Origin of the sequence: Agrobacterium sp. MS2, assembly GCF_003261015.1 — a bacterium.
Taxonomy (GTDB): Bacteria; Pseudomonadota; Alphaproteobacteria; order Rhizobiales; family Rhizobiaceae; genus Agrobacterium; species Agrobacterium pusense.
Genome location: NZ_QLNF01000026.1, coordinates 41,545 through 65,225, shown reverse-complemented (window position 1 = coordinate 65,225; position 23,681 = coordinate 41,545). Strand labels below are relative to the sequence as shown.

The window sequence follows — 23,681 nt, the reverse complement described above, 5'->3', positions numbered from 1 at the left end:
TTGTGGCGCGAGCGTTTTTGAACCCGAATTGGCGTCAGAGGCCGCGTTTTCCGAATGTCCGGGTCTGGCGCAGGGGATGCGCGTCAGAGGTGCGCTCCTCACGGAAAAAAGCCGCGGAGCCTTTCTCCATTCGTGCGGCAGGGGAAAAATATGCGCTGCCCAGCTCGGGAAAGCGCGCGTCGAAACTGGTGGGCGCAAGTTCCGGTTTTGCCAGAATGTAGCCCTGCATCAGGAAAACGCCGAGTTCTTCACATTGCTCCACCTGCCAACCGGTTTCCAACCCCTCGAAAACCGGCTCTATCCCATCCTCCCGAAACTGGCTGACAATGACGCGCAGGAGAGCGGCGCCCGCAGAATTCTGCATGAAGTCGCGCACCCAGCCCGCTTCGAATTTCACATAGTCCGGCTTGATGAGCTTTACCCGTTCGATGGCGGTATCGCCGGCGCCGTAGTCATCGAGCGCCACGCGAAAGCCGATATCGTGCATGTGGTAGGCGAAATCTGCGACCATCTGGGTGTCGGAGGCCTTCTTCTCGGAGATTTCGCAGACGATACGGTCTGCCGTCATGCCGGCCTCGTGGGCTGCGAGACGCATGCGCTCCACTTCCTGCCGCATCTTGGCTGGCGTCTGGAACAGGCCGGGATGGAAATTGACGAAGATGCGCGCGCGGGAGCGGCTGAGCCTGCCGGTGTTGAGAATGTGGATGGTCCGCAGGATGCTGTCGATATTTTCGATGTCTTCGGGTGCCACCAGCGAGAAAAATTCACCTGGTGTTACCGGTTCACCGTTGCGGTGGGGTCGCACGAGACCTTCGAAGGAATCGATGTCCAGCGGGCCGCCTGATGTGCGACGGAATATGGGCTGCAGGGCGGACTTGAGGTTGAAGCTGTTATAGGCGGTGGACCATGTGCCATCGGCCTCGCGGACAAGACTGGAAAAGATGCTTTTGGGCGCCATTTTTCAACCAGCTATAGAGAGACACGACCCCTAGGCTCGCGAATGTAGCTCAATAAGCGTTACTTCCGGGTTAAGGAAGGCTTAAATTGTACCCCACGGCGGATAGGCTGGCTTTTGGCCTTGAAACTAGGCCCGTCTTTCGACATAGAAATTGCCGCAGCAGACGAGATTTCCAAGCTCTGCGATGTCAACCCCAATAGGACCGATTAAAAATGGCCTTCCTTGCCGACATTCTCTCCCGCGTAAAGCCATCCGCCACCATCGCCGTTAGCCAGAAAGCCCGCGAGCTTAAAGCGCAGGGCCGCGATGTGATTAGCCTTGGCGCCGGCGAGCCGGATTTCGATACGCCCGACAATATCAAGGAAGCGGCCATTGACGCGATTAAACGCGGTGAAACGAAATACACGCCTGTTTCCGGCATTCCGGAACTGCGCAAGGCTATTGCCGACAAGTTCAAGCGTGAAAACGGCCTCGACTACAAGCCGGAGCAGACGATTGTCGGCACCGGCGGCAAGCAGATCCTGTTCAACGCTTTCATGGCGACGCTGAACCCCGGTGATGAAGTCGTTATCCCGGCGCCGTACTGGGTCAGCTATCCCGAGATGGTCTCGATCTGCGGCGGCACGCCGGTATTCGTCGACGCGACGCTGGAAGACAATTTCAAGCTGAAGCCGGAAGCGCTGGAAAAGGCGATCACGCCGAAGACCAAGTGGTTCGTGTTCAACTCGCCGTCCAACCCGTCGGGCGCGGCCTATTCGCACGACGAGTTGAAGGCGCTGACCGATGTGCTCGTCAAGCACCCGCATGTATGGATCCTTACGGATGACATGTATGAGCACCTGACCTATGGCGACTTTAAATTCGTCACGCCGGTGGAAGTAGAGCCTTCGCTCTATGACCGCACGCTGACGATGAACGGCGTTTCCAAGGCCTATGCCATGACCGGCTGGCGTATCGGTTACGCTGCCGGCCCGCTGCCGCTCATCAAGGCCATGGACATGATCCAGGGCCAGCAGACCTCGGGCGCGAGCTCCATCGCACAATGGGCCGCGGTCGAAGCCTTGAACGGCACGCAGGATTTCATTCCGGCGAACAAGAAAATCTTCGAAGGCCGCCGTGACCTGGTCGTCTCCATGCTCAACCAGGCCAAGGGCATCAGCTGCCCGGCTCCGGAAGGTGCGTTCTACGTTTACCCGTCCTGCGCCGGCCTGATCGGCAAGACCGCGCCGTCGGGCAAGGTCATCGAGACGGATACGGATTTCGTCTCCGAGCTTCTTGAAGCCGAAGGCGTTGCCGTTGTGCAGGGCTCGGCCTTCGGTCTCGGCCCGAACTTCCGCATTTCCTATGCCACCTCGGAAGAGTTGCTGGAAGAGGCCTGCAAGCGCATCCAGCGCTTCTGCGCCGATTGCCGCTAATCGGTTTGTAACCTCGATTGAAGAAGCCCGGCAGCGATGCCGGGCTTTTTTCGTTTCGGTCAGAGCCCCAGGAACAGCAGCATGATGAAGGTGGCGAAGAGAATGAAATGCGTCATTCCTTCAATCGCGTTGGTTTCACCGTCATTGAGGTTGATGGCGGCGGCGATGAGGGTGATGAAGACCATGACGGTCTGAACGGGCGTCATCGCCATGATGAAGGGCTGGCCGGTATAGAGCGCGATACCCTCCATCACGGGCACGGTCAGGATGACCGTCGAAAGCGATGCGCCCATGGCGATATTGACCACGGCCTGCATACGGTTGCGCAGGGCGGACCTGAGCGCGGTGAGGATTTCCGGCGATGCCGAGATCGTCGCCACCACCACGGCCATCAGCGCTGGCGGTGCGCTGGTGCCTTCAAGACTTTCGCCCAGGAAGGCGGACATGAATTCCGCCAGTACGCCGATCAGAACCACGCCGGCGATGATGAGGCCGATGGAGAGTGGTACGTTGCCTTCATCGTCCTCTTCCGCATGGCTGCCTGCTGGCTGGCCGGCCGAATGTGGCTTTCGAGGGTAAGTGTAGCTGAAAAAATAGCTGTGCGGGCCCACCTGCATTTTGAGGAACAGCGCATAAAGCGCAACCATCGCCACGATTGTGAACACCGAGTAGATGTGCCAGCTCTGTTCAGGAATGAACTCAGGCACTATCATCGATATGCCCATGGCTGTCAGGATCATCACGCCATAGGTCTTGCCGGAATCATCGTTATACGGCTGTTCTCCGTGGCGAAGGCCTCCAAGAAGCGCGGCGAGACCAAGAATGCCGTTGATGTCGATCATCACGGCGGAATAGATCGTATCCCGCACCAGCGTGGGTGAACTGGATTCGCTCATGATGATGGCAAGGATCAGCACTTCCACCGCAACGGCCGACAGCGTCAGGATCATGGTGCCATAGGGGTCGCCCACCTTGGCGGCCAGGATTTCGGCGTGATGGGCAACCCGCATCGAGACGAGAACAATGAGCCCGATCAGCACGACGGCAGCGATGATCGTCGCCGTCTTTCCCGCTTCGAAGATTGCATGTTCGGCCAGATAGGCGACGATTGCCGCCGGTATCGCCAGAAGCAGCATACGCTCCTGTTTCAGAATAGAACCCGCCATTGATTTCCCTTCCCCCGGATCGGCTTAGGCTGTGACGTATCGTCCCTCAGATCAAGCAGGATTTGCGCTTGAGTGCTTTTGGTAGGATAGTGATGTCGCAGGACATGCTGCTCATGCCGCGGTGTCCCCATCGGGTGCAATGCTTGAAGCGCGGTTGTGGTTGCCATGTCGCCTACCGAAACAGGAGGAACATGCATGACCAAAGTGGTGTATGAAATCGTCGAACATGACGGAGGCTTTGCCTACCGCATGAACGGCGCTTATTCCGAAACATTTCCTACCTATGCGGATGCCGTCGAGGCTGCGCGCATCGTCGCTGCCGAACAGCAGGTGGGTGGCGATGACGAGGAAATCAGCTATCAGGATGAGAGCGGCCACTGGCATGAAGAATACAGCCAGGGCGGCGACCGCCCGGAAGCCGAGGTGGTGGACAAGACAACGCAGCAGGCCGAACCATTCTGACGGGCGATCCGTGGATTTTAAGCAAACCAGGATCGCTTTTCCGATCCGCCGGTCCCTTCCAGTTGGGGATCGCGGGCTGCCTCGTATCGACGCGGCACTGCCTTAGCGCCGTTTCGGTGGCGCGCCCGGATCGGTTTCCTTGAGATGACCCTTGAGGCCTTCGACCAGGGCGCTGAAGACGGCGCGGCATCGCGGTGAGGTCTTGAGGTTTTCGTGCATCGCGACCCAGGTATGGAGCGGGATATCGATGTTCGGCAGAACCTGAACCAGTCGCGGGTCCTTGCGGGCCAAGCCAATCTGACAGACGCCGATGCCCGCGCTGGCGCGGATCATGGCAAGTTGTGCAAGGTTGCTGTCGGCGCGTATTTCGAAGGAAATTTCCTCAACATCGGGGATGTCAGGATCGAGCGAACGCATCCGCTGGATGGCCGCCCGGATGAACGGCGTCTTGCGATCAAAACCGACCATCCGGTGGTGGTTCAGGTCTTCCATGCTCTTTGGTGTTCCGGCTTTTGCCAGATAGTCGCGCGTCGCATGAAATCCAAGACGGAAATTGCCGATGTAACGCATGACGATCGCGTCCTGCAGCGGCTCGGTCATGCGAATGGCAATATCCGCCTCGCGTCTTAGAAGGTCTTCCAGCGTATCTGATAATGACAGCTCGATTTCAAGCCGCGGGTGAACCTCCTGCATGGCCGTGATAATCGGCGGCAGCATTTCGACGCCGATGATGTCAGATGCGCTGATGCGCACCGTGCCTTCGATCTTGCCGACTTCGCCGGAGGCCGCGCGCATGAGGGCGGCGGTTGTCGCCGCCAGATTTTCCGCATAGGGGCGGAGCGCAAGGGCTGCTTCCGTCGGCATTAAGCCGTGCGGCGAGCGGATGAACAGAGGAAAGCCGACGGCCTCTTCCAGCGCGCCGATATGACGTCCCGCCGTCGGCTGGGTGATGCCAAGCTCGCGGGCGGCGGCGGACAGCGAACCGTCGCTCAGCACGCTAAGGAAGGTGCGATAAAAATCCCAGCTGACGTCGCGGTTCTTGCTCATAAAATTTTGTATAGCCGATCCACTGATTTCGATAATTTCGTATATCGCGAAACGCGACGATACTCCATCCCAGAACAAGGAGTACGGCGATGATATATGAAAACAACGCAGATTCAGCAGAGAATGATCGGCCACTGGCGCTGGTTCTGGGCGTGAATGGGGGTGTCGGCGGCCAGGTCTCCCGTATGCTGCAGCAACGGGGATGGCGCGTGAGGGCGATGACGCGGCGGAAGGGGGCTTCCCACATCACTGGCGATGTCGAGTTCGTGGTGGGTGACGCCATGAGCGGACAGGACGTCTTGAAGGCGGCACAAGGTGTTCGGCTGATCGTCCATGCGGTTAATCCTCCCGGATACCGCGATTGGGAGAAGCAGGTATTGCCGATGCTGGACAACACGATCGCGGCTGCTGAAAGCTGTGGGGCGAGGATTGTTTTCCCGGGGACCATCTATAATTTCGGCTCTGACGCCTTTCCGCTGCTGAGCGAGGAGAGCCCGCAAAAGCCCTTTATCCGCAAGGGCGCATTGCGTGTGGAGATGGAGCGGCGGCTTAAACTGGCTTCAATGCGCGGCGTGCCGGTGCTGATCGTCCGGGCGGGCGACTTCTTTGGGCCAGATGCGAGAAACAACTGGTTTTCGCAGATGCTGGTGCGACCCGGGAGGCCGGTTCGCAGCGTGCAGAACCCTTCCGCCCGCCATGCAGGACACCAATGGGCTTATCTGCCTGACGTGGCGGAAACCGTTGGCCGACTGCTCGACCGTGCAGACGAGCTTCCGGCCTTTGCCGTCTATCACATGGAAGGTTTCTGGGATTTCGACGGGCTGCAACTGATTGAAGCGATCGAGCGGGTTGTGGGCCATCCGGTCAAGCGGCGACGTTTATCCTGGACAGGCATCAAAATGGTTGCGCCGTTCGTTCCGCTGTTCCGCGAAGTGCTGGAAATGCAATATCTCTGGCAGATGCCGATCAGGATGAGCAATCGTAAGCTGACAGATTTCCTTGGAAGTGAGCCGAAGACACCTATCGACATTGCGGTGGCGACCACTTTGGCGGGTCTCGGTTGCCTTGACGAGAGGCCGCGGCCGTCGAACCTTGCGCATCCGGCCGACGCCGAAGGCAGGGCGTGATGGGCGCGGTTGCGAACGGAATGTCGACCAGGCGTCGCGTCTTTGCCGTGATTTCGGCAAGCGTGCCCGTGCTGATCTTCGCTCAGGTGCTGCTGGCCGGGCTGTCGATCTATTACGATGGATCGCTGCTGTCGCTGCACAAGGGGCTCGGCCTTCTGATCGCCGTTCCGATCCTGTCGCTGGCGGTCCTCGCTTTGCGATACGAGGACCTGCGGCCCAATCTTGGCCGTTCGCTGGTGCTGCTTGCTATCTATTGTCTGCAGGTGGCGCTGATGAGCATCGGTCGGGAAACGGGCAATGGCCTGTTGCAGGCGCTGCATCTGCCCAATGCCTTCGTGATGGGCGCCATTTCCGATTTTGCCGCCCGGCAGGCGAGAAGCGCGCAATGAACGAAAACGCCGCATCGCTTTTCAACGATGCGGCGTCTTTTTCATTACTATTGGGCGAGGGCCGGATAGTCGGTGTAACCTTCGGCGCCGCCGCCATAGAAGGTCGGCTGGTTCGGTTCGTTCAGCGGCGCGTCGTTTTTCAGGCGGCGCACCAGATCAGGATTGGCGATGAAGGCCTTGCCGAAAGCAACGGCATCAACCTTGCCACTTTCCACGGCTTCGATGGCGCTCTGCCTGTCGTAACCATTGTTGGCGATCCACAGGCCCTTGCCGCCGGCATTACGATAAGCCGCCTTGAAGGACGCGTAATCGAAAGGCTTGTCGCCCTGCTTGAAATCGCGCGGACCGCCCGTCGCACCTTCTACGACATGGATGAAGGCGAGATTGCGCTTGCCCAGCTGCTCGACGACGTAATTATAGAGCGGTTGCGGATCAGCCTCGAAAATATCGTTGGCAGGGGTAACCGGCGAGAGGCGGATGCCGGTGCGGCCGGCGCCGATCTCTTCCGCCACCGCGTCGACGACTTCCAGCAGGAAGCGAGCGCGGTTTTCGATGGAGCCACCGTAATCATCCGTGCGCTGGTTGGTGCTGGATTTCAGGAACTGCTCGATCAGGTAACCATTGGCGGCATGGATTTCGACGCCGTCGAAACCGGCCTCCAGTGCCGCGCGCGCGCCACTGCGGTAATCCTCGAGGATGAGGCCGATATCGTCGATGGTGAGGGCACGGGGCTCGGAGGTTTCGGCAAAGGCACCGGTGCCGTCATCATTGATGATATAGGTCTTCGATTTGGCGGTGATGGCCGAGGGGGCGACCGGCTGGCCACCATGCGGCTGCAACGAGGTGTGGGAAATTCGGCCCACGTGCCAGATTTGGGCAACGATCTTGCCGCCCGCCGAATGAACGCCGTCAGTGATCTTTTTCCAGCCTTCAATCGCTTCCCGCTTATAAAGACCGGGAACATCGGCGTAACCCTGGCCCTGCTGGGAAATGGGCGTGCCTTCAGTGACGATCAGGCCGGCTGTCGCCCGCTGCTCGTAATAGGTGGCGTTGAGATTGTTGGGAATGGCGCCCGGGGAGCGATTGCGGGTGAGAGGGGCCATGACGATGCGGTTGGCGAGCTCGATATCGCCGGCCTGTGCCGGTTCGAAAAGACTGGTCATGCGACTTCACTTTCTGGTCGGTTGGCGAAATTGCGCGGCAGGCGCGCTATCCTGATATGGGTGCCGGTGCGAAACCGTGTCGCGGTTCCCGTCCGGCACCCCGGGGCTCAAAGCTTGGGAGGCTCAGAGATTGGTTTGCAGATAATTGCGGAAAGCATCGATGGTTTCCTCGTTGCGCTCAAAAAACACCCATTGCCCCACCTTCTTCGACCTTATCAGGCCCGCCGCCTGCAGTACCGCAAGATGCGAGGAGACGGTGGATTGCGACAGGCCGCTGATCTGAAACTGGTTGGCGCAAACACCCATGCTGAGCGGATGCTCCTGACAGAAGTGACTTTCCGGAGACTTCAGCCATTCCAGAAATTTCAGCCGTGCGGGGTGCGAAAGGGCCTTGAGGACTTCCTCCGGGTTCATTGGGGTTTCTTCAATATCTGACATACCCGATATTTATATCGATCATTATCGATATACAAGTCACGTCTCTGTGAGGACTGCACGGGCGCGGTGGCATCGGCAAAAAAAAGGCCGCTGGATATTTCCGCGGCCTGATAAGTTTGAAGGTCAAAACCTCCAGAGGGGAACAGCTGTCGCGTGCCTGAGCGAGCGTGACAGCCATCCAAGATATGGTGGGAGCGACAATGCAAAACAAGGTTGCATCATCCGATATTTCGCCAATTTGGAGAAAATTCTTGCGGGTAAAAAAAGAGGGCCGCCGGATGTATCCAGGGCCCTTTAAGTGTGAAGGTCAAAAACCTCCAGAGGGGAACAGCTGATGCGGTGGAACTGGGAGGAAAAGCCACCGTGTGCATCAGCTGAGAGCGATATGGTGCTTTTTTGTGCACGAAACAATTCTTTTTTGTGCAGGTCAGGCATGCGTCGGGTGCAGGCCTCAATATTTCAGGTATATTTTATGTGCAAAGCTGGCGAAGGGCGACTGGTCGCCCTTCCATTAGTTCCCCTGTAGCTCCTTGAAAAATAACGTCTATTTCAGCTGTTCGGCTATTTAAACGTCAGAAATTCCAGTTGCGCGCCTTGGCGACGATAAAATCGCGGAAGGCCTTCAGCTTTGCAGCATTTTTCATCTCGTCCGGATAGCAGAAATAGGTGTCGAATGACGGAATGTCGGCCGCGAGCGATAACTGGATGAGGCCGGGGTCCCGGCCGACAATGTAATCCGGCAAGCAGGCGATACCTATTCCCAGCAGGCAGGCACGCTTGATCGAGGTCTGGCTGTTGATCTGCAGATGCGGGGTGCGGGTATTGTCGGAAGACCGCCCGGCATTTTCGAGCCAGTTGACATCTAGCAGGTAGTTCGGCGCGGGTTCGCCAAACGAGATGATGCGATGGTTGTCCAGATCCTCAACCGACTGGGGCTCGCCATGGCGATTGATGTAAGACGGCGCGGCATAGACGTGCATGTGCACCGTGAACAGCTTGCGCTGGATGAGGTCCGACTGCTGGGGCTGGCGCAGGCGAATGGCGCAATCCGCGTGGCGCATGTTCACATCCAGCTCCTCATTGTCGAGGATGAGCTGGATCGACATTTCCGGATAGAGCTGCAGGAATTCCTGCACCTTGTCCGTCAGCCAGCCCTGACCGAGGCCCACCGTCGTCGTGACGCGCAGCTTGCCGCTCGGCTTTTCCGTCGTTTCGGTGAGCTGCATCTTCACCGTTTCGAGCTTCAGCAGCACATCGTGAGCAGTGCGATAGAGCAGTTCGCCCTGTTCGGTAAGAATCAGGCCGCGGGCGTGGCGATGAAACAGCTTGACGCCGACATCCTGCTCCAGCGCGCTGACCTGGCGGCTGATGGCCGACTGGGACAAATGCAGCTTGTCGGCAGCATGGGTGAAAGACCCTGCTTCGGCTGCGGCATGAAATATGCGCAGTTTATCCCAGTCCAATGGCATTGCCATGCCTATCCTGCCTTTCAGTTATTCCGCTGCGACAGCAAGCGGTTGATGCGCGGTGAGATAACGTTCCGCTTCCAGCGCGGCCATGCAGCCCATGCCGGCGGCGGTGATTGCCTGACGGTAGATGTCGTCGGTGACGTCGCCGGCCGCGAAAATGCCTTCCACGTCGGTGGCGGTGGAATCGGGAGCGGTCCACATATAACCGTTGTCCTTCAGCTTCACCTTGCCCTTGAAGAGCTCCACGGCAGGCGCGTGACCGATGGCGACGAAGACGCCGTCAATGGGCCTTTCGCTGATCGCGCCGGTTTTGGTGTCGCGCAGCTTGACGCCGGAAACGGAGGGCGGCATCGGCGGTTTTGCGGGCGCGCCGGTAATTTCGGCAACTTCCGTGTTCCAGAGGATATTGACGTTGTCCTTGGCAAAGAGCCGTTCCTGAAGGATTTTTTCCGAACGGAAGCTGTCGCGTCTGTGCACGACCGTTACCGTCTTGGCGATATGGGCGAGATAAAGCGCCTCTTCCACGGCGGAATTGCCGCCGCCCACCACGATCACATCCTTGTTGCGGTAGAAGAAACCATCGCAGGTGGCGCAGGCGGAAACGCCGAAGCCCTGGAAATGTTGCTCGCTCTCGATGCCGAGCCACTTGGCCTTGGCGCCGGTGGCGATGATCAGCGTGTCGGCGGTCCATACCTGGCCAGAATCGGTCTTCACGACGAACGGGCGAACGCTGGTTTCAACTTCGGTCACCAGGTCACTGACGATTTCCGCGCCGACATGCGTCGCCTGCTTCAGCATCTGGTCCATCAGCCACGGGCCCTGGATAGGGTCTGCAAAGCCCGGGTAATTCTCGACATCGGTAGTGATCATCAGCTGACCGCCCTGTTCCATGCCGGCGATCAGCACCGGCTTCAGCATTGCGCGCGCCGCGTAGATCGCCGCCGTGTAGCCTGCGGGACCGGAGCCGATGATCAATACCTTGGTATGGCGGGCAGACATGGGAAATTTCCTTCTCAATAGCAGGGTCTTCAGTTGAGGGCCTTCCAGCCGCGGCAGGGCGGACGGGCCATAACCCCTTCGTTGGCGGGTATTTAAGGTTGTCTAGTGCCTTTATTCAAGGGCAGCCTTGCGTTACCAACAAGGCAGTTGTGGATGCACGCGCAATTTTGTGACCGGTTGGCGGCATATTGTTGCGAATCCCGCGCCGAATAGTACAAGGAAGTTCTCCAGCTTAACGAGGTACTCCTCCGTGACCAGCGTCGAACTCGATGCCATCGATCTGAAAATCCTGCGCGAATTGCAGCGCGACGGGCGCATGACCAATGTGGAACTGGCCGAAAGGGTCGGTATCTCGGCTCCTCCGTGCCTGAGGCGTGTCCGCAAGCTCGAGGAGGCGGGGGTGATCGAGGGTTATCACGCCATGTTGAACGCGCCGAAGCTCGGTTTTGATCTCGTCGCCTTCTGCATGATCGGTCTCAAGCGCCAGTCGGACAGCAATCTGAAGGCCTTTGCCGCGGCGACGGCCGGGTGGCCTCTCGTGCGCCAGGCCTGGATGGTATCCGGCGAAAGCGACTTCCTGTTACATTGCGTCGCAAGAAACCTGACGGAATTTCAGGACTTCGTCATCGAGGTTCTGACTGCGGATGAGAATGTCGATACGGTGCGCACCATGCTGACCATCCGTCAGGTCAAGCGCGTCGGTCTCGTGGAAATCTGATTTTCCGGTTTGCGACGCATTACCCCCGCCGCAACGCCTCATAGACTTCGCCAAGACTGGCCGCTTCTTTTTCCAGCGGAAAAGTGCTGCGCACATGCGCAAGTCCGGTACTCGCATGGACTTTGGCCATGGCGGGATCGGCGAGATAGGTCTTTATCGCATCCCTCAGCGAAGCATAGTCCCCCGCTTCAACAACCGCCCCGGTCTCGCCCTTGACGATCATTTCCTCGTAGGCACCGGCATTGCTGGCGACGACGGCCGTTTCCGAGGCCATTGCTTCAAGCGGAGTCAGCCCGAAGCCCTCGTTGCGCGAAGGCGCGACATAGAGCGTCAGCCGCCTGTACCACGGCTTGATGTCATCAACTTCACCCTGAAACACGATACGATCTGCGAGGCCGGCGGCCCTGACATCTGCTTCAAGGGTTTCGGCAAAAGCCTTGTGTTCCGCCGTCACGCGGCCTGAAACCACAGCTGTCCATTGCGGATAGGCGGGCAGAAGTTCGATCATGGCACGCACGAAAAGATCGGTGCCCTTCTGGTGGCGGACCCGCCCGAAGCAGCCGATCAGATATTGTCCCGGCAAGCCGGTCGCGGCTATCGTGTCCTCAGGACCGGTTGCCGGATGGAAAAGTTCGGTATCCACGCCATGCATGACAACGCGATGGGGCACTTCAAGAAATGAGCCCGAGCGGATGTTGGTGGCCACCACGGCATCCATCCTGGAGATCAGGAAACGGGTATAGGCGGAATGCCGCCTCTGCGCGGCCGAGGTGAAGAGAAGCTTCACCTTCATGCGCAGCACATCACGCATGAAAATTCCCGGCAACATTTCGAGGTTGCGGCGGGCATGCCAGATGCGCGGGCCGCCAAACGGGCCGCCGTGCCAGAGCCGCCACAGGTCGCGGAAACGCACATGCGGCAGATGCGGCGGCAGGCCGGGGCCGATGGTGGCGACCTTCTGTCCCAGCCGGTTCTGCACCGGTATCAGCTGAACGATTGTGGAGGTGACGCCGGAGAGCCTGCGTTTGAAATTCGGCGCAAGCACCTGCACATCTTTCAGGCTGACGTGGGACAAGATGGGCTTCCGTCTTTGCGGCTGGTTCAGGGGAGCAACAGGTCAAAAGCAATGCGCCCGCTGGGGGGCGCATTGCATGGGGCAATCAGCCCCACTGAACCGCGAGGATCTCGTAACCCTTGGCGCCGCCAGGCGCGTTGACTTCGATGCTGTCGCCAACTTCCTTGCCGATCAGGGCGCGGGCAATCGGCGAAGAGATGGAAATACGGCCGGCCTTTACGTCGGCTTCCTGGTCGCCGACGATCTGATAGGTCTTTTCCTCATCGCTGTCTTCGTCAACCAGCTTCACGGTGGCGCCGAACTTGATCTTCGAACCCGACATCTTGGAAAGGTCGATGACTTCAGCGCGCGCCGTCAGATCTTCGAGTTCCGTGATGCGGCCCTCGTTATGGCTCTGCGCTTCCTTGGCAGCATGGTACTCGGCGTTTTCCGAAAGGTCGCCATGGGCGCGCGCTTCCGCAATCGCCTCGATGATGCGGGGGCGTTCCTCCTGCTGGCGCCAGCGAAGCTCGTCCTGAAGCTTGACGAATCCACCCTGGGTCATCGGTACTTTTTCTACCATTTTTTTATCCTTCGCATTCCGGTCGCTTTACCTGCAGACACAAAAAGAAACAGGTTCCGGAGGGGAACTCCGGAACCATGCCAAAATCATAACTGAGCGGACTATATCAGAAGACGACAGCGAAATGCCAGCAAATTTGAGGCATCAATATTTCTTTGTCTTTCCAATGACTTGAATATCCTGATTGACAATCCTCAAGAGAACATATAGTGAACATTATTATGAAGAAGTCAATCAGGCAACGGCTGGCCATTCTCTCTGACGCCGCGAAATACGACGCCTCCTGTGCATCGAGCGGGACGGCGAAACGGAACTCCGCAGCCTCTGGCGGATTGGGCTCGACAGAAGGGTCTGGCATCTGTCATGCCTATGCGCCGGATGGGCGCTGCATATCGCTCCTGAAAATCCTGCTCACCAATTTCTGCATCTATGATTGCGCCTATTGCATCAACCGTTCTTCCAGCAATGTGGAACGGGCGCGGTTTACCGCAGAAGAGGTGGTGTGGCTGACGCTCGAATTTTACCGGCGCAACTATATCGAAGGGCTGTTCTTGTCCTCGGGTATCATCCGTTCTTCCGATCACACAATGGAGGAGATGGTGCGTGTGGCGCGTGAACTGCGCGTCACCCATGGCTTCCGTGGATACATCCACCTCAAATCCATCCCGGAAGCGTCTCCGAAATTGATCGAGGAGGCGGGGCTTTATGCGGATCGGTTGTCGATCAACATCGAGTTGCCCACCGATAGCGGCATCGGCCGTTTTGCGCCGGAAAAGCAGCCCGCCAATATTCGCCGCTCTATGGCCGATATTCGCCTGAAGATCGAGGAGGCGGGCGAGCCTACCGTCAGAACGCGAAAAACCAAGCGTTTTGCGCCCGCCGGACAGAGCACGCAGATGATCGTGGGCGCCGACGGTGCCGATGACAGCACCATTCTTTCCACCAGCGCGCGGCTCTATGGAAGCTATGGTCTGCGGCGCGTCTATTATTCGGCGTTCAGCCCAATTCCGGATTCGTCGAAGAACCTGCCACTCATCAAGCCGCCGCTGATGCGCGAACACCGCCTCTATCAGGCGGACTGGCTTTATCGTTTTTACGGTTTCGATATCGGCGAGATAACCGCTATCGGCGGAAACGGCATGCTGGATCTTGACATCGACCCGAAGCTTGCCTGGGCATTGAAGCATCGCGATCAGTTTCCGGTAAACGTCAATGCGGCGGATCGCGAAATGTTGCTGCGTGTACCCGGTTTCGGCACCAAGACGGTTGCCTCGATTCTCTCGTCGCGGAAGTTCCGCAGCCTGCGGCTGGAAGATATCGCCCGCTTCGGCGTATCTCTCAAAAAGGTGAAGGCCTTTGTCGTCGCGGAGGGATGGACACCGGGCAAGCTGATCGAACGGCCGGATTTGCGCGCGATGTTTGCGCCGCAGCCTGAACAATTGTCGCTGTTGTGATGTATGGCCCGGTGCTGGAGGGGCGGGGGGATTTCACCGAGTGGCGCGATGCTGCGCGCGCGGCGCTTGCGGCCAATATACCACCGGAGAAGATCGACTGGCGGCTGCAGGATGACGGGTTTGGGCTTCTCGACTTTTCCGGTGCGCCATTGCCAACGGAGGGCGCCGCCCCGGTTTCCGTATCTGCCGCATTTGTCGCACTGGCGCAGGCCGTCATCTGCCACAGCGATCCCGGCCGTTTCGCGCTGCTCTACAGGCTATTGTGGCGGCTGAAACGGGATCGGGCCCTGCTGCAGTTCAAGTCCGATCGGGATGTTTCCGATGTGCGGCTGCTCGAAAAGTCTGTCCGTCGCGATTATCACAAGATGACGGCCTTCGTGCGTTTCAAGGAGCTGCCATTGCCGCAAGGGCAGGGCGGGCGACGGCGGTTCGTGGCGTGGTTCGAACCGGACCATTTCATCATCGAACGTACGGCTCCGTTTTTTCAACGTCGCTTCACCGACATGGACTGGTTGATTGTCTCGCCGAAGGGCAGCGCCCGATGGGACGGAAACCTGCTGCAGACATCACGGGAGGCTGCCGCCAAGCCTGATCTCAAGGATGAAACGGACGATCTCTGGCGGACCTATTACGCCAATATTTTCAACCCGGCCCGCTTGAAGATCAAGGCCATGACAGCGGAGATGCCGAAGAAATACTGGAAGAATCTGCCGGAAGCCGAGCTCATCCCTGACCTGATTCTGGGCGCGGAGGCGCGGGTGCTGGAGATGGCGGCGAAGGAGGCGAGCCAACCGAAGCCGTTTCACCATCGCCTCCAGGCAGCGGCTTCCGCACGGGAAGAGCAGTCAACTTTGCCGGATGGCACGCTTGCTTCGCTGGCGCATGAAGCGCTCCACTGCACACGGTGTGCCCTGCATTGCAAGGCGACGCAGACCGTTTTGGGTGACGGGCCGGAAAACGCGAAGATCATGGTCGTCGGCGAGCAGCCGGGCGATCACGAGGATCTGGCCGGAAAACCTTTTGTCGGCCCCGCTGGCCAGCTGTTCGACAGGACGCTCAGAGAGATCGGTGTGGACCGCGGCGGGCTTTACGTTACCAATGCCGTGAAACACTTCAAATACGAAACGCGCGGCAAACGGCGTATACATCAGCGCCCCAATGCGGGCGAGGTGGAGCAATGCCGCTGGTGGCTCAACCAGGAAATCGCGCTTGTTCAGCCGAAGCTGATCGTTGCGATGGGTGCAACGGCGCTATATGCGCTGACCGGCGGCAAAGAAAAGGTCTCGGAGATTCGCGGCCGTCCCTTGCCAATGCAAGAAGGGCGGACGCTTTTTGTCACCGTGCACCCATCCTACCTGCTTCGCCTCCCTGATGAGCAGGCTAAAGAGATGGAAATCAAGAAATTCAAACAGGACATGCTTTATGTAAGAAATTTTGAATAGTCTTTTCTAAGTATATATTTTATCGATTATCAACTTGGCGTTGTTATGCTTTACGCATCGTTAGTTTTTCGTTTTAATTGAAATTTATTCGAGTCATTTTATATGTCTCATCAAAATAGTTATAGACGGGCGTATTATGCTTGGTGAACTTGACCTTGCAACAGTCATACTAATGCAAAAATGCTCCTACATCGTGGGGCTGCTGGGTTTTATCTATTTGATGCTGACCAATCGCGGCCTGCGCGGTCCTGTCACTCTTGCCACGGGCTTTGCGGCAATGGCCGTCGGCTCAACGCTTGCCGGATATGGCGAGTGGAAGATATTGTCGCCGGCCTTGTGGCGGTTGGGCAGTATCGTATTCGGTATTGCAGGTTATGCGCTTATCTGGCTTGGTCTGAAAACGTTGAGCGACGGCCGTTTTGTATCGCAGAAAACTCTGCTTGGGACTTGTCTTGTCGTGGTTCTCGGGATTGTCATCGCGTATGAGGTGGCGGAGAACAATGCGTTGCGCGCTGCGCTGTTCAATGGCTGTGCGGCGCTTGCCTATCTCGGCGCGGCCGCGGTGCTGTTTAGCGGCTGGCGCAAAGAGCCGCTTCTTTCCCGCATCGCGCTGGGCGCGATCACCACCGTCTCGGGGCTGATTTCACTTCTGGTGGTAAAGGGGGTGCTTTCACCCTCTCTCGCCTCCATCAACATCGTCAATGCGTTCTTCCTCATCATTATGCTCAACTTTGCGATTGCCCTGTTCGTGATGGTGCTGGTGGCTGAACGCTCGGAGCGGAAACTGTTGATCCTTGCCAATACGGATCCGCTGACAGGCGTGAAGAACAGGCGCTTCTTCTTCCAGACGATGCCCACAAGGCCTGATCCCACCGATGCGACAATGCTGCTCGATATCGATCACTTCAAATCGATCAACGACCGCTTCGGCCATTCCGTCGGTGACAGCGTCCTGCAGGAAGTGGCAAAGCGGATCGGCGGCAGTATTCGCAGTGGCGACGTGCTGGCCCGTTATGGCGGCGAGGAATTCATCATCTTCCTGCCCGGCGCAGGAAGCCAAAAGGCGTCAATGATAGGCGAGCGCATTCGCAACGCGGTTGCTTTGAAAGAGGTGGACTGCGGCGGGCTGCGTGTCGGTGTGACAATCAGCATCGGCATTGCGACAAGCGGCGAGATACACTGTGATCTCCAGACGCTGGCCGACATGGCCGACCGCGCGCTGTACCGCGCCAAGAGCGAAGGCCGCAACTGCGTACGGGAAGCACTGGCGGCTTAAAGCCTGCCGTTTCAGATGCTATTCGCTCTCGTTCGATTTTTGGCCCAGGTCATGGCCTACCTCTCGCTCGCGCTGCCTAAGGGCTTCTTTCAGAAGAATTTCGATCTGCGCGTTAATGCTGCGCAGCTCGTCGCTCGCAGTCTGGCGGACAGCGTTCAAAATCACCGGTTCGATGCGCAGTGGGAAAGCTACACGCATCGGGCCGGGCGGTCGTCCAGTCATGCTTTTACTCCAGATGCGGCTTCAGGAACTGGGTGATCGGCGATGGCGGAGAATTCTCGGGACAGGGAAAAATCGTCATCGGCCTGCGGGTGGAAATGATGTTTTTTTGATACCGGCGTTGGATTGCAGGTGTATTACGCAATGAGAAACGCCGCCAACCTGGTGGTTCGCGGCGTTCCGGCGTTCATTCAGTTCGTCAGGCTTTCTTGCTGATCTCTTAGTTGAAGTAGCTCTGCAGCGGCTTCACTTCCAGATTGCCGGCCTTCAGCGCCTTGATGGCGAGGGCGGCTGCTTCGGCACCTGCCATCGTCGTGTAATAGGGCACCTTCTGCATCAACGTTGCGCGGCGCAGCGACTTCGAGTCGGAAATCGCCTTGTTGCTGTCGGTGGTGTTGATGACGAGCTGGACCTGACGGTTGCGGATGGCGTCTTCGATATGCGGACGTCCTTCCTGTACCTTGTTGATCTTTTCGGCGTTGATGCCTTTTTCGGCAAGGAAACGCTGGGTGCCGCCGGTCGCCAGCACTCTGAAGCCGCTTTCCACGAGAATGCGGATGGCGGGCAGAACGCCTTCCTTGTCCTCATCACGGACCGAGACGAAGACCGCGCCGGAGCGCGGCAGGTCGACACCGGCGCCGAGCTGGCTCTTGGCGAAGGCGAGCGCGAAATCCGTGTCGAGGCCGATGACTTCACCGGTCGAGCGCATTTCCGGTCCAAGCAGGATGTCGACGCCGGGGAAGCGCGCGAAGGGGAAGACGGCTTCCTTGACGGCAATGTGCGTGAGGTTACGCGGATCAGGCTTCTCGCCGTAAGCGGCAATCGCCGGATCGAGCTTCTCGCCCGCCATGACGCGGGCGGCGATTTTGGCGATCGGCGCGCCGATTGTTTTCGCGACGAAAGGCACGGTACGCGAAGCGCGCGGGTTGACTTCGAGAACGTAGATCGTGCCGTCCTTGATGGCGTACTGGACGTTCATCAGGCCGCCGACCTTGAGCGCCTTGGCAAGCGCCGTCGTCTGGCGCTCCAGTTCGTCGAGCGTTTCCTTGCTGAGCGAACGCGAAGGCAGCGAGCAGGCCGAGTCGCCCGAGTGGATGCCAGCCTCTTCGATGTGCTCCATGATGCCGGATACGAAGACGTTTTCGCCATCGCACAGCGCGTCGACGTCCACTTCGACGGCGTTGGTCAGGTAGCTGTCGAACAGCAGCGGGTTCTTGCCGAGCAGGGTGTTGATCTGGCCGGTCTTGTCGTTCGGGTAACGCTGCTTGATGTCCTCGGGTACGAGACCCGGAACCGTGTCGAGCAGGTAGGTCTGGAGCTGGCCTTCCGAATGGATGATCTGCATGGCGCGGCCACCCAGAACGTAGGACGGGCGAACCACCAGCGGGAAGCCGATTTCAGAAGCGACGAGGCGGGCCTGCTCGACCGAATAGGCGATGCCATTGTTCGGCTGGGCGAGATCGAGCTTCATCAAGAGCTTCTGGAAGCGGTCGCGGTCTTCTGCAAGGTCGATCATGTCAGGCGCGGTGCCGAGGATCGGGATACCGTTCTTTTCCAGCGCTTCTGCAAGCTTCAGCGGCGTCTGGCCACCGAACTGCACGATGACGCCGACGAGTTCGCCCTTTTCCTGTTCGGCGCGCATGATTTCGATCACGTCTTCGGCCGTCAGCGGCTCGAAATAGAGGCGGTCGGAAGTGTCGTAGTCGGTGGACACCGTTTCCGGGTTGCAGTTGATCATGATCGCTTCAAAGCCGGCATCCTTCAGCGCGAAGGCTGCGTGGCAGCAGCAATAATCGAACTCGATGCCCTGGCCGATACGGTTCGGGCCGCCGCCGAGGATGACGACCTTCTTGCGGTCGGAGACCTGCGCTTCAGAGCGGGCGGCGCCGACGAAGGGAATTTCATAGGTCGAATACATGTAGGCGGTCGGCGAGGCGAATTCAGCGGCGCAGGTGTCGATGCGCTTGAAGACCGGGCGGACGTTCAGGCTGTTACGCAGCTCTGCCACTTCCTTCGGGCGCTTGGAGGTCAGGCTGGCGAGGCGGGCATCGGAAAAGCCCATGGCCTTCAGCATCCGCAGGTTTTCGGCGTCCTGTGGCAGGCCGTGCTCGCGGATGCGGGCTTCCGTATCGACGATGGCCTTGAACTGGGCGATGAACCAGGGGTCGATCTTCGAGTTCTCGTGGACTTCCTCTTCGCTCATGCCCATGCGCAGCGCCTGGGCGACCATGCGCAGGCGATCCGGCGTCGGCGTGCCGATGGCAGCACGGATCGCGTTCTTGGAGCCTTCGCCCTCTTCGTAACCGGGAATTTCGATTTCATCGAGACCGGTAAGGCCGGTTTCGAGACCGCGCAGCGCCTTCTGCAGGGATTCCGCAAAGGTACGGCCGATGGCCATGACTTCACCGACCGACTTCATCGCGGTGGTGAGGATCGGCGACGCGCCCGGGAACTTCTCGAAGGCGAAACGCGGGATCTTGGTGACGACGTAGTCGATGGACGGTTCGAACGATGCCGGGGTGGCGCCGCCGGTGATGTCGTTTTCGAGTTCGTCCAGCGTGTAGCCGATGGCCAGTTTGGCGGCGATCTTGGCGATCGGGAAGCCGGTTGCCTTGGAAGCCAGCGCAGAGGAGCGCGACACGCGCGGGTTCATTTCGATGACGACGAGGCGGCCGTCCTTCGGGTTGACGGCGAACTGCACGTTGGAGCCGCCGGTCTCGACGCCGATCTCACGCAGCACCGCAATCGAGGCGTTGCGCATGATCTGGTATTCCTTGTCGGTCAGCGTCAACGCTGGCGCAACAGTGATGGAGTCACCGGTGTGGACGCCCATCGGATCGATGTTTTCGATGGAGCAGATGATGATGCAGTTGTCCGCGGTGTCGCGGACGACTTCCATCTCATACTCCTTCCAGCCCAGAACCGATTCTTCGACCAGAACTTCCGTCGTCGGCGAGGCGTCGAGGCCGCCGGAGACGATGTCGAAGAATTCCGAGCGGTTATAGGCAATGCCGCCGCCCGTGCCGCCCAGCGTAAACGACGGGCGGATGATGGCGGGCAGGCCGACATGATCGATGGCCTGGGCGGCAATGGCCATGGCGTGGGCCATGTAACGCTGCTTGCGGTCGGTTTCGCCGAGGTTCCACTGGTTTTCGAGGTCGTCCAGCGCCTTGTCGAGTTCGGGGCCGGAGAGCTTGCCCTTGAGTTCCGCCCGCGCAGCTTCATGCTTCTTGCGGTCGGCATCCTTGATTTCCGTGGCGTTGGCGAGCATCGAGCGCGGGGTTTCAAGGCCGATGCGGGCCATGGCTTCGCGGAAGAGGGCCCGGTCTTCGGCCATGTCGATGGCTTCGGGCTTCGCGCCGATCATTTCGACATTGTAGCGGTCGAGAACGCCCATGCGCTTGAGAGAAAGCGCGGTGTTGAGCGCGGTCTGGCCGCCCATGGTCGGCAGCAGCGCGTCCGGGCGCTCCTTGGCGATGATCTTGGCGACGACCTCAGGGGTGATCGGCTCGACGTAGGTGGCGTCCGCGAGACCCGGATCGGTCATGATCGTCGCCGGGTTGGAGTTGACCAGGATGACCCGGTAACCTTCTTCCTTCAGCGCCTTACAGGCCTGCGTGCCGGAGTAATCGAATTCACATGCCTGACCGATAACGATCGGTCCCGCGCCGATGATGAGGATGGACTTGATATCTTGGCGCTTCGGCATGGGCTCTCTCGTTCCGCTTTTCGGTTGCGCAAAACACCGGCCAGGGTGGAAGATCACCGGCCGGGGAGCGCAATTCAAATGTTTTCAGGCTAGAAGCGGCTTATAGGCAAATGTTTTTGAGAACGGAACCCCATAAATTCCGGAATCGACAGAAACTCTTAACGGGCAGGGGCAAGCGCGGCAAAACGGGCCTGTACCGCCGCGGTATAGGAGCGGCTGACGGGAATTTCTGTGCCGTCCCTTGTCATGAGAAGCAGACGGCCTGTCTGTTTACGCAGCGCGACGACATTCGTATCGGCAATCCAGTGGGAGCGGTGCACCTGCAAGCCCTGCGTCTCGCCAATCTCCTTCAGCGCATCGGCAAAACGCAACAGGACGAGTTGACGCCCGCGCGTGGTGACGATTTCGGTATAATGGTCCTGTACTGAGAGCCGCAGCAGTTCGCCACGCTTTTGCGGTGGAAGCCGCTCCAGCAGCGGTGCGAGGCCCTTAGCGTGTTTGATGTCTTCGTCTCTGACCGTAGAGGCATTGGCCGTCGTCTCGAACGACTGGCAGGCGGTGAGATAACTCAGCAGGCAGAAGATGGCGCAGAGAGGCAGGGAGGACAGGCTGCTCTGCAAAAAGGGGCCGAAACCCATTTCCCTGCCTGAAAAGACCCCGTTTGTGATGGTAAGCAAGAGCCCGATCGGCAAGGCGGCCGTCAGCGAGCCGATCATCATGCGCGCCAGCATATTTTCGATGCGGCCGGCAAGGATGCTGTTGGCGATGATGGAAAAGGATATGGCAAATATCCAGGCGCCGGCCTGAATGATTGTCCAGTAAAGCAACCGGTCGGCGAAGCTCATGGTTTCGCTCGTTCCGAAAGGCCCGGTCACGATGAAGATCGCCAGCACCGCAAGGAATGTCAGCCACAGCCTGCGCGATTGCAGAACGGCGTGCATTTCACGAAGCGTGGATTGCAGATACGGGTGATCCACGAAGTTTTCCTGCTGATGGCGCCAATCCGTTTTTCCTGTCCGCATGTTTCGCCGAAATTGCCGGTGATTTCAACCGAGCCGAAACAGCAACCATGTCATTCCAGCCTCTGTTAGACGCACCGCTTGCCGTGCAATTCCATGTCGCCACCGTCATGCCCGCAGCCATTCTCGGGGCCTTCATCTTCCTGCGTCCCAAGGGAACCGCCATCCACCGGCTGCTCGGCAAGATCTGGGTGATGCTGATGGTTTCGACTTCCGTTTCGACCTTCTTCATCCATGAATTGAGGATGTTTTGCGGTTTCAGCCCGATCCATCTCCTCTCCGCTTTCACGATATATGGCTGTCTGCAATCGATCTACTTCGCCCGGCGTGGCGATATCAGACGCCATATGCGGATTATGCAGAGCGTTTATCTGGGCGGCATCGTGATTGCCGGAGGTTTCACCTTCGTTCCCGGACGCCTTATGAATGAGGTTGCTTTTGGTGGCGGCGGAGCGGGATTTGTGGCCGTTTCCGCCGGCGCTCTGGTCTTTGCCTTCCTGTTTCTGACCGTGCTGAAACAAAGACGCAGAGCCGCATGAAAGACTCCGCTGACCGCCTCTGCTTTCTTCCGGAACAAGATGTATTATAGTGCCGTTATAAGGCAGCTTGTTGAGGCGATAGTCGCCGGGAGAATAGCATGGAATGGAGAGGGCGCCGCCAGTCGGACAATATTGAGGATCGGCGCGGCATGTCGGCGGGGCCGAGTGATCCTTTTTCCCGAGGCGGGATGCGCGTGCCAATCGGGCGTCGCGGCGGCGGTATCGGGATTGGCGGGCTTCTGGTCATTCTGTTGATCAGCTGGGTGCTCGGCATCAACCCGCTGACGCTGCTGACCGGCGGCGATCTGTCGATGGATGGCGGCGGTACGACGCAATCAGGGACCCAGCAGTCCGGCACGCGACCACAGGGGCAATCGTCCGACGAGACGACCGCCTTCGTCCGCACCGTTCTTGCCGAGACCGAGGATACGTGGAGCGGCATTTTCCAGTCGGCAGGCGAAACCTATCAGAAGCCGACGCTGGTTCTGTTCTCCGGGCAGGTGTCTTCCGCCTGCGGTTATGCTTCCGCTGCCAGCGGTCCGTTCTATTGCCCGGGCGACCGTAAGGTCTATCTCGACACCAGCTTCTTCAAGGAACTCGACCAGCGTTTCGGCGCGGCTGGCGATTTCGCGCAGGCTTACGTGATTGCGCATGAGGTCGGCCACCACATCCAGAACCTGACCGGCGTTCTGCCTGAGTTCAACCGCCGCCGTCAGTCGATGAGCCAGACGGACGCCAACAAGATGTCGGTGCGTGTGGAGCTTCAGGCGGATTGTTATGCGGGCATCTGGGGCAAGTTCACCGAACAGAAGGGCATTCTTGAGACCGGCGACCTTGAGGAAGCCCTGAACGCCGCCCATCAGATCGGCGACGATACGCTGCAGAAGCAGACTCAAGGCTATGTGGTGCCCGATAGCTTCAACCACGGCACCTCGGCGCAGCGCATGGAATGGTTTAAGCGCGGCTTCCAGAGCGGCCGGGTCGAGGACTGCGATACTTTCTCGGCGAATATCTGAGGAGAGGGGCGCTTTTCAG

22 protein-coding genes are annotated in these 23,681 nt (G+C 58.8%); 10 read left to right on the top strand and 12 right to left on the bottom strand.

What is annotated here, in order from left to right; genetic code table 11:
- Positions 1 to 34: 34 nt before the first annotated feature.
- Complete coding sequence (locus tag DOU54_RS11735) at positions 35 to 958, bottom strand: EAL domain-containing protein (protein WP_006699629.1); 924 nt, start codon at positions 956 to 958, stop codon at positions 35 to 37.
- 212 nt (positions 959 to 1,170) lie between these two features.
- Between DOU54_RS11735 and DOU54_RS11730 the strand changes: the two genes are divergently transcribed.
- Positions 1,171 to 2,373 (top strand): pyridoxal phosphate-dependent aminotransferase, encoded by a 1,203-nt coding sequence (locus DOU54_RS11730; protein ID WP_004442922.1) that lies wholly within the window; start codon positions 1,171 to 1,173, stop codon positions 2,371 to 2,373.
- Between the two features lie 59 nt (positions 2,374 to 2,432).
- Here the strand turns inward: DOU54_RS11730 and DOU54_RS11725 are convergent, their stop codons facing one another.
- Positions 2,433 to 3,539, bottom strand: a complete 1,107-nt coding sequence (locus DOU54_RS11725; RefSeq protein WP_113381213.1) for a calcium:cation antiporter — start codon at positions 3,537 to 3,539, stop codon at positions 2,433 to 2,435.
- Positions 3,540 to 3,734: 195 nt separating this feature from the next.
- Between DOU54_RS11725 and DOU54_RS11715 the strand changes: the two genes are divergently transcribed.
- Complete coding sequence (locus DOU54_RS11715; RefSeq protein ID WP_004442919.1) at positions 3,735 to 4,001, top strand: DUF2188 domain-containing protein; 267 nt, start codon at positions 3,735 to 3,737, stop codon at positions 3,999 to 4,001.
- 102 nt (positions 4,002 to 4,103) lie between these two features.
- Here DOU54_RS11715 and DOU54_RS11710 read toward each other — a convergent pair whose 3' ends face one another.
- Positions 4,104 to 5,048 (bottom strand): LysR family transcriptional regulator, encoded by a 945-nt coding sequence (locus tag DOU54_RS11710; protein ID WP_006699631.1) that lies wholly within the window; start codon positions 5,046 to 5,048, stop codon positions 4,104 to 4,106.
- Positions 5,049 to 5,137: 89 nt separating this feature from the next.
- Between DOU54_RS11710 and DOU54_RS11705 the strand changes: the two genes are divergently transcribed.
- A complete protein-coding gene (locus DOU54_RS11705) occupies positions 5,138 to 6,175 on the top strand; it encodes an NAD-dependent epimerase/dehydratase family protein (RefSeq protein WP_113381212.1) in 1,038 nt (345 codons plus the stop codon).
- Positions 6,175 to 6,564 (top strand): DUF6220 domain-containing protein, encoded by a 390-nt coding sequence (locus DOU54_RS11700; RefSeq protein WP_113381211.1) that lies wholly within the window; start codon positions 6,175 to 6,177, stop codon positions 6,562 to 6,564. Before DOU54_RS11705 ends, DOU54_RS11700 begins: the two co-directional genes overlap by 1 nt.
- Positions 6,565 to 6,611: 47 nt before the next feature.
- Here the strand turns inward: DOU54_RS11700 and DOU54_RS11695 are convergent, their stop codons facing one another.
- The 4 genes from DOU54_RS11695 to trxB all read right to left on the bottom strand — a co-directional run bounded on the left by DOU54_RS11695 (position 6,612) and on the right by trxB (position 10,633).
- Entirely contained in the window at positions 6,612 to 7,727 is a 1,116-nt protein-coding gene (locus tag DOU54_RS11695) for an alkene reductase (RefSeq protein WP_022556662.1), read from the bottom strand.
- A gap of 123 nt (positions 7,728 to 7,850) precedes the next feature.
- Positions 7,851 to 8,141 (bottom strand): ArsR/SmtB family transcription factor, encoded by a 291-nt coding sequence (locus DOU54_RS11690; RefSeq protein ID WP_004442911.1) that lies wholly within the window; start codon positions 8,139 to 8,141, stop codon positions 7,851 to 7,853.
- Between the two features lie 596 nt (positions 8,142 to 8,737).
- Positions 8,738 to 9,634 (bottom strand): LysR family transcriptional regulator VtlR, encoded by an 897-nt coding sequence (locus tag DOU54_RS11685; protein ID WP_034498849.1) that lies wholly within the window; start codon positions 9,632 to 9,634, stop codon positions 8,738 to 8,740.
- A gap of 24 nt (positions 9,635 to 9,658) precedes the next feature.
- Positions 9,659 to 10,633 (bottom strand): thioredoxin-disulfide reductase, encoded by a 975-nt coding sequence (trxB, locus tag DOU54_RS11680; protein WP_034498773.1) that lies wholly within the window; start codon positions 10,631 to 10,633, stop codon positions 9,659 to 9,661.
- Positions 10,634 to 10,883: 250 nt separating this feature from the next.
- Between trxB and DOU54_RS11675 the strand changes: the two genes are divergently transcribed.
- Positions 10,884 to 11,351, top strand: coding sequence for an Lrp/AsnC family transcriptional regulator (locus tag DOU54_RS11675; RefSeq protein WP_004442906.1), 468 nt, complete (start codon positions 10,884 to 10,886; stop codon positions 11,349 to 11,351).
- Positions 11,352 to 11,370: 19 nt separating this feature from the next.
- Here DOU54_RS11675 and DOU54_RS11670 read toward each other — a convergent pair whose 3' ends face one another.
- Positions 11,371 to 12,426 carry a glycosyltransferase family 4 protein gene (locus DOU54_RS11670; RefSeq protein ID WP_113381210.1) on the bottom strand — a complete coding sequence of 352 codons (1,056 nt, stop codon included), beginning with the start codon at positions 12,424 to 12,426 and terminating at the stop codon, positions 11,371 to 11,373.
- A gap of 85 nt (positions 12,427 to 12,511) precedes the next feature.
- Positions 12,512 to 12,988 carry a transcription elongation factor GreA gene (greA, locus tag DOU54_RS11665; protein WP_113381209.1) on the bottom strand — a complete coding sequence of 159 codons (477 nt, stop codon included), beginning with the start codon at positions 12,986 to 12,988 and terminating at the stop codon, positions 12,512 to 12,514.
- Between the two features lie 221 nt (positions 12,989 to 13,209).
- Here greA and DOU54_RS11660 point away from each other — a divergent pair, with 221 nt between their 5' ends.
- The 3 genes from DOU54_RS11660 (at position 13,210) to DOU54_RS11650 (ending at position 17,160) form a co-directional block, all read left to right on the top strand.
- Positions 13,210 to 14,442, top strand: a complete 1,233-nt coding sequence (locus DOU54_RS11660) for a putative DNA modification/repair radical SAM protein (protein WP_113381208.1) — start codon at positions 13,210 to 13,212, stop codon at positions 14,440 to 14,442.
- A complete protein-coding gene (locus tag DOU54_RS11655; RefSeq protein ID WP_113381207.1) occupies positions 14,442 to 15,884 on the top strand; it encodes a UdgX family uracil-DNA binding protein in 1,443 nt (480 codons plus the stop codon). Before DOU54_RS11660 ends, DOU54_RS11655 begins: the two co-directional genes overlap by 1 nt.
- Before the next feature lie 136 nt (positions 15,885 to 16,020).
- Positions 16,021 to 17,160, top strand: a complete 1,140-nt coding sequence (locus DOU54_RS11650) for a GGDEF domain-containing protein (RefSeq protein ID WP_113381206.1) — start codon at positions 16,021 to 16,023, stop codon at positions 17,158 to 17,160.
- 18 nt (positions 17,161 to 17,178) lie between these two features.
- On the opposite strand, the gene DOU54_RS11645 is transcribed toward DOU54_RS11650, so the two are convergent.
- From DOU54_RS11645 to DOU54_RS11635, 3 genes are all read right to left on the bottom strand, one after another.
- Positions 17,179 to 17,382: a type II toxin-antitoxin system antitoxin gene (locus DOU54_RS11645; protein WP_107339151.1), complete on the bottom strand. Its 204-nt coding sequence runs from the start codon at positions 17,380 to 17,382 to the stop codon at positions 17,179 to 17,181.
- A 217-nt stretch (positions 17,383 to 17,599) separates the two neighbouring features.
- The gene (gene carB, locus DOU54_RS11640) at positions 17,600 to 21,088 is read right to left on the bottom strand and encodes a carbamoyl-phosphate synthase large subunit (protein ID WP_113381205.1); all 3,489 of its coding nucleotides are present in this window, start codon (positions 21,086 to 21,088) and stop codon (positions 17,600 to 17,602) included.
- A gap of 158 nt (positions 21,089 to 21,246) precedes the next feature.
- A complete protein-coding gene (locus DOU54_RS11635) occupies positions 21,247 to 22,110 on the bottom strand; it encodes a LytTR family DNA-binding domain-containing protein (RefSeq protein ID WP_037089822.1) in 864 nt (287 codons plus the stop codon).
- A 47-nt stretch (positions 22,111 to 22,157) separates the two neighbouring features.
- On the opposite strand from DOU54_RS11635, the gene DOU54_RS11630 reads away from it, so the two are divergent.
- Positions 22,158 to 22,646, top strand: coding sequence for a DUF2306 domain-containing protein (locus DOU54_RS11630; protein ID WP_113381204.1), 489 nt, complete (start codon positions 22,158 to 22,160; stop codon positions 22,644 to 22,646).
- A 98-nt stretch (positions 22,647 to 22,744) separates the two neighbouring features.
- Entirely contained in the window at positions 22,745 to 23,662 is a 918-nt protein-coding gene (gene ypfJ / locus DOU54_RS11625; RefSeq protein ID WP_004442894.1) for a KPN_02809 family neutral zinc metallopeptidase, read from the top strand.
- The last annotated feature ends 19 nt before the right edge of the window (positions 23,663 to 23,681 follow it).

What these genes read in the sequence shown, in the direction of transcription:
- DOU54_RS11735 (WP_006699629.1), bottom strand. Translation starts at nt 958, where the DNA reads ATGGCGCCCAAAAGCATCTTTTCCAGTCTTGTCCGCGAGGCCGATGGC.
- DOU54_RS11730 (WP_004442922.1), top strand. Translation starts at nt 1,171, where the DNA reads ATGGCCTTCCTTGCCGACATTCTCTCCCGCGTAAAGCCATCCGCCACC.
- DOU54_RS11725 (WP_113381213.1), bottom strand. Translation starts at nt 3,539, where the DNA reads ATGGCGGGTTCTATTCTGAAACAGGAGCGTATGCTGCTTCTGGCGATA.
- DOU54_RS11715 (WP_004442919.1), top strand. Translation starts at nt 3,735, where the DNA reads ATGACCAAAGTGGTGTATGAAATCGTCGAACATGACGGAGGCTTTGCC.
- DOU54_RS11710 (WP_006699631.1), bottom strand. Translation starts at nt 5,048, where the DNA reads ATGAGCAAGAACCGCGACGTCAGCTGGGATTTTTATCGCACCTTCCTT.
- DOU54_RS11705 (WP_113381212.1), top strand. Translation starts at nt 5,138, where the DNA reads ATGATATATGAAAACAACGCAGATTCAGCAGAGAATGATCGGCCACTG.
- DOU54_RS11700 (WP_113381211.1), top strand. Translation starts at nt 6,175, where the DNA reads ATGGGCGCGGTTGCGAACGGAATGTCGACCAGGCGTCGCGTCTTTGCC.
- DOU54_RS11695 (WP_022556662.1), bottom strand. Translation starts at nt 7,727, where the DNA reads ATGACCAGTCTTTTCGAACCGGCACAGGCCGGCGATATCGAGCTCGCC.
- DOU54_RS11690 (WP_004442911.1), bottom strand. Translation starts at nt 8,141, where the DNA reads ATGAACCCGGAGGAAGTCCTCAAGGCCCTTTCGCACCCCGCACGGCTG.
- DOU54_RS11685 (WP_034498849.1), bottom strand. Translation starts at nt 9,634, where the DNA reads ATGCCATTGGACTGGGATAAACTGCGCATATTTCATGCCGCAGCCGAA.
- trxB (WP_034498773.1), bottom strand. Translation starts at nt 10,633, where the DNA reads ATGTCTGCCCGCCATACCAAGGTATTGATCATCGGCTCCGGTCCCGCA.
- greA (WP_113381209.1), bottom strand. Translation starts at nt 12,988, where the DNA reads ATGGTAGAAAAAGTACCGATGACCCAGGGTGGATTCGTCAAGCTTCAG.
- DOU54_RS11660 (WP_113381208.1), top strand. Translation starts at nt 13,210, where the DNA reads ATGAAGAAGTCAATCAGGCAACGGCTGGCCATTCTCTCTGACGCCGCG.
- DOU54_RS11655 (WP_113381207.1), top strand. Translation starts at nt 14,442, where the DNA reads ATGTATGGCCCGGTGCTGGAGGGGCGGGGGGATTTCACCGAGTGGCGC.
- DOU54_RS11650 (WP_113381206.1), top strand. Translation starts at nt 16,021, where the DNA reads ATGCTTGGTGAACTTGACCTTGCAACAGTCATACTAATGCAAAAATGC.
- DOU54_RS11645 (WP_107339151.1), bottom strand. Translation starts at nt 17,382, where the DNA reads ATGACTGGACGACCGCCCGGCCCGATGCGTGTAGCTTTCCCACTGCGC.
- carB (WP_113381205.1), bottom strand. Translation starts at nt 21,088, where the DNA reads ATGCCGAAGCGCCAAGATATCAAGTCCATCCTCATCATCGGCGCGGGA.
- DOU54_RS11635 (WP_037089822.1), bottom strand. Translation starts at nt 22,110, where the DNA reads ATGCGGACAGGAAAAACGGATTGGCGCCATCAGCAGGAAAACTTCGTG.
- DOU54_RS11630 (WP_113381204.1), top strand. Translation starts at nt 22,158, where the DNA reads ATGTCATTCCAGCCTCTGTTAGACGCACCGCTTGCCGTGCAATTCCAT.
- ypfJ (WP_004442894.1), top strand. Translation starts at nt 22,745, where the DNA reads ATGGAATGGAGAGGGCGCCGCCAGTCGGACAATATTGAGGATCGGCGC.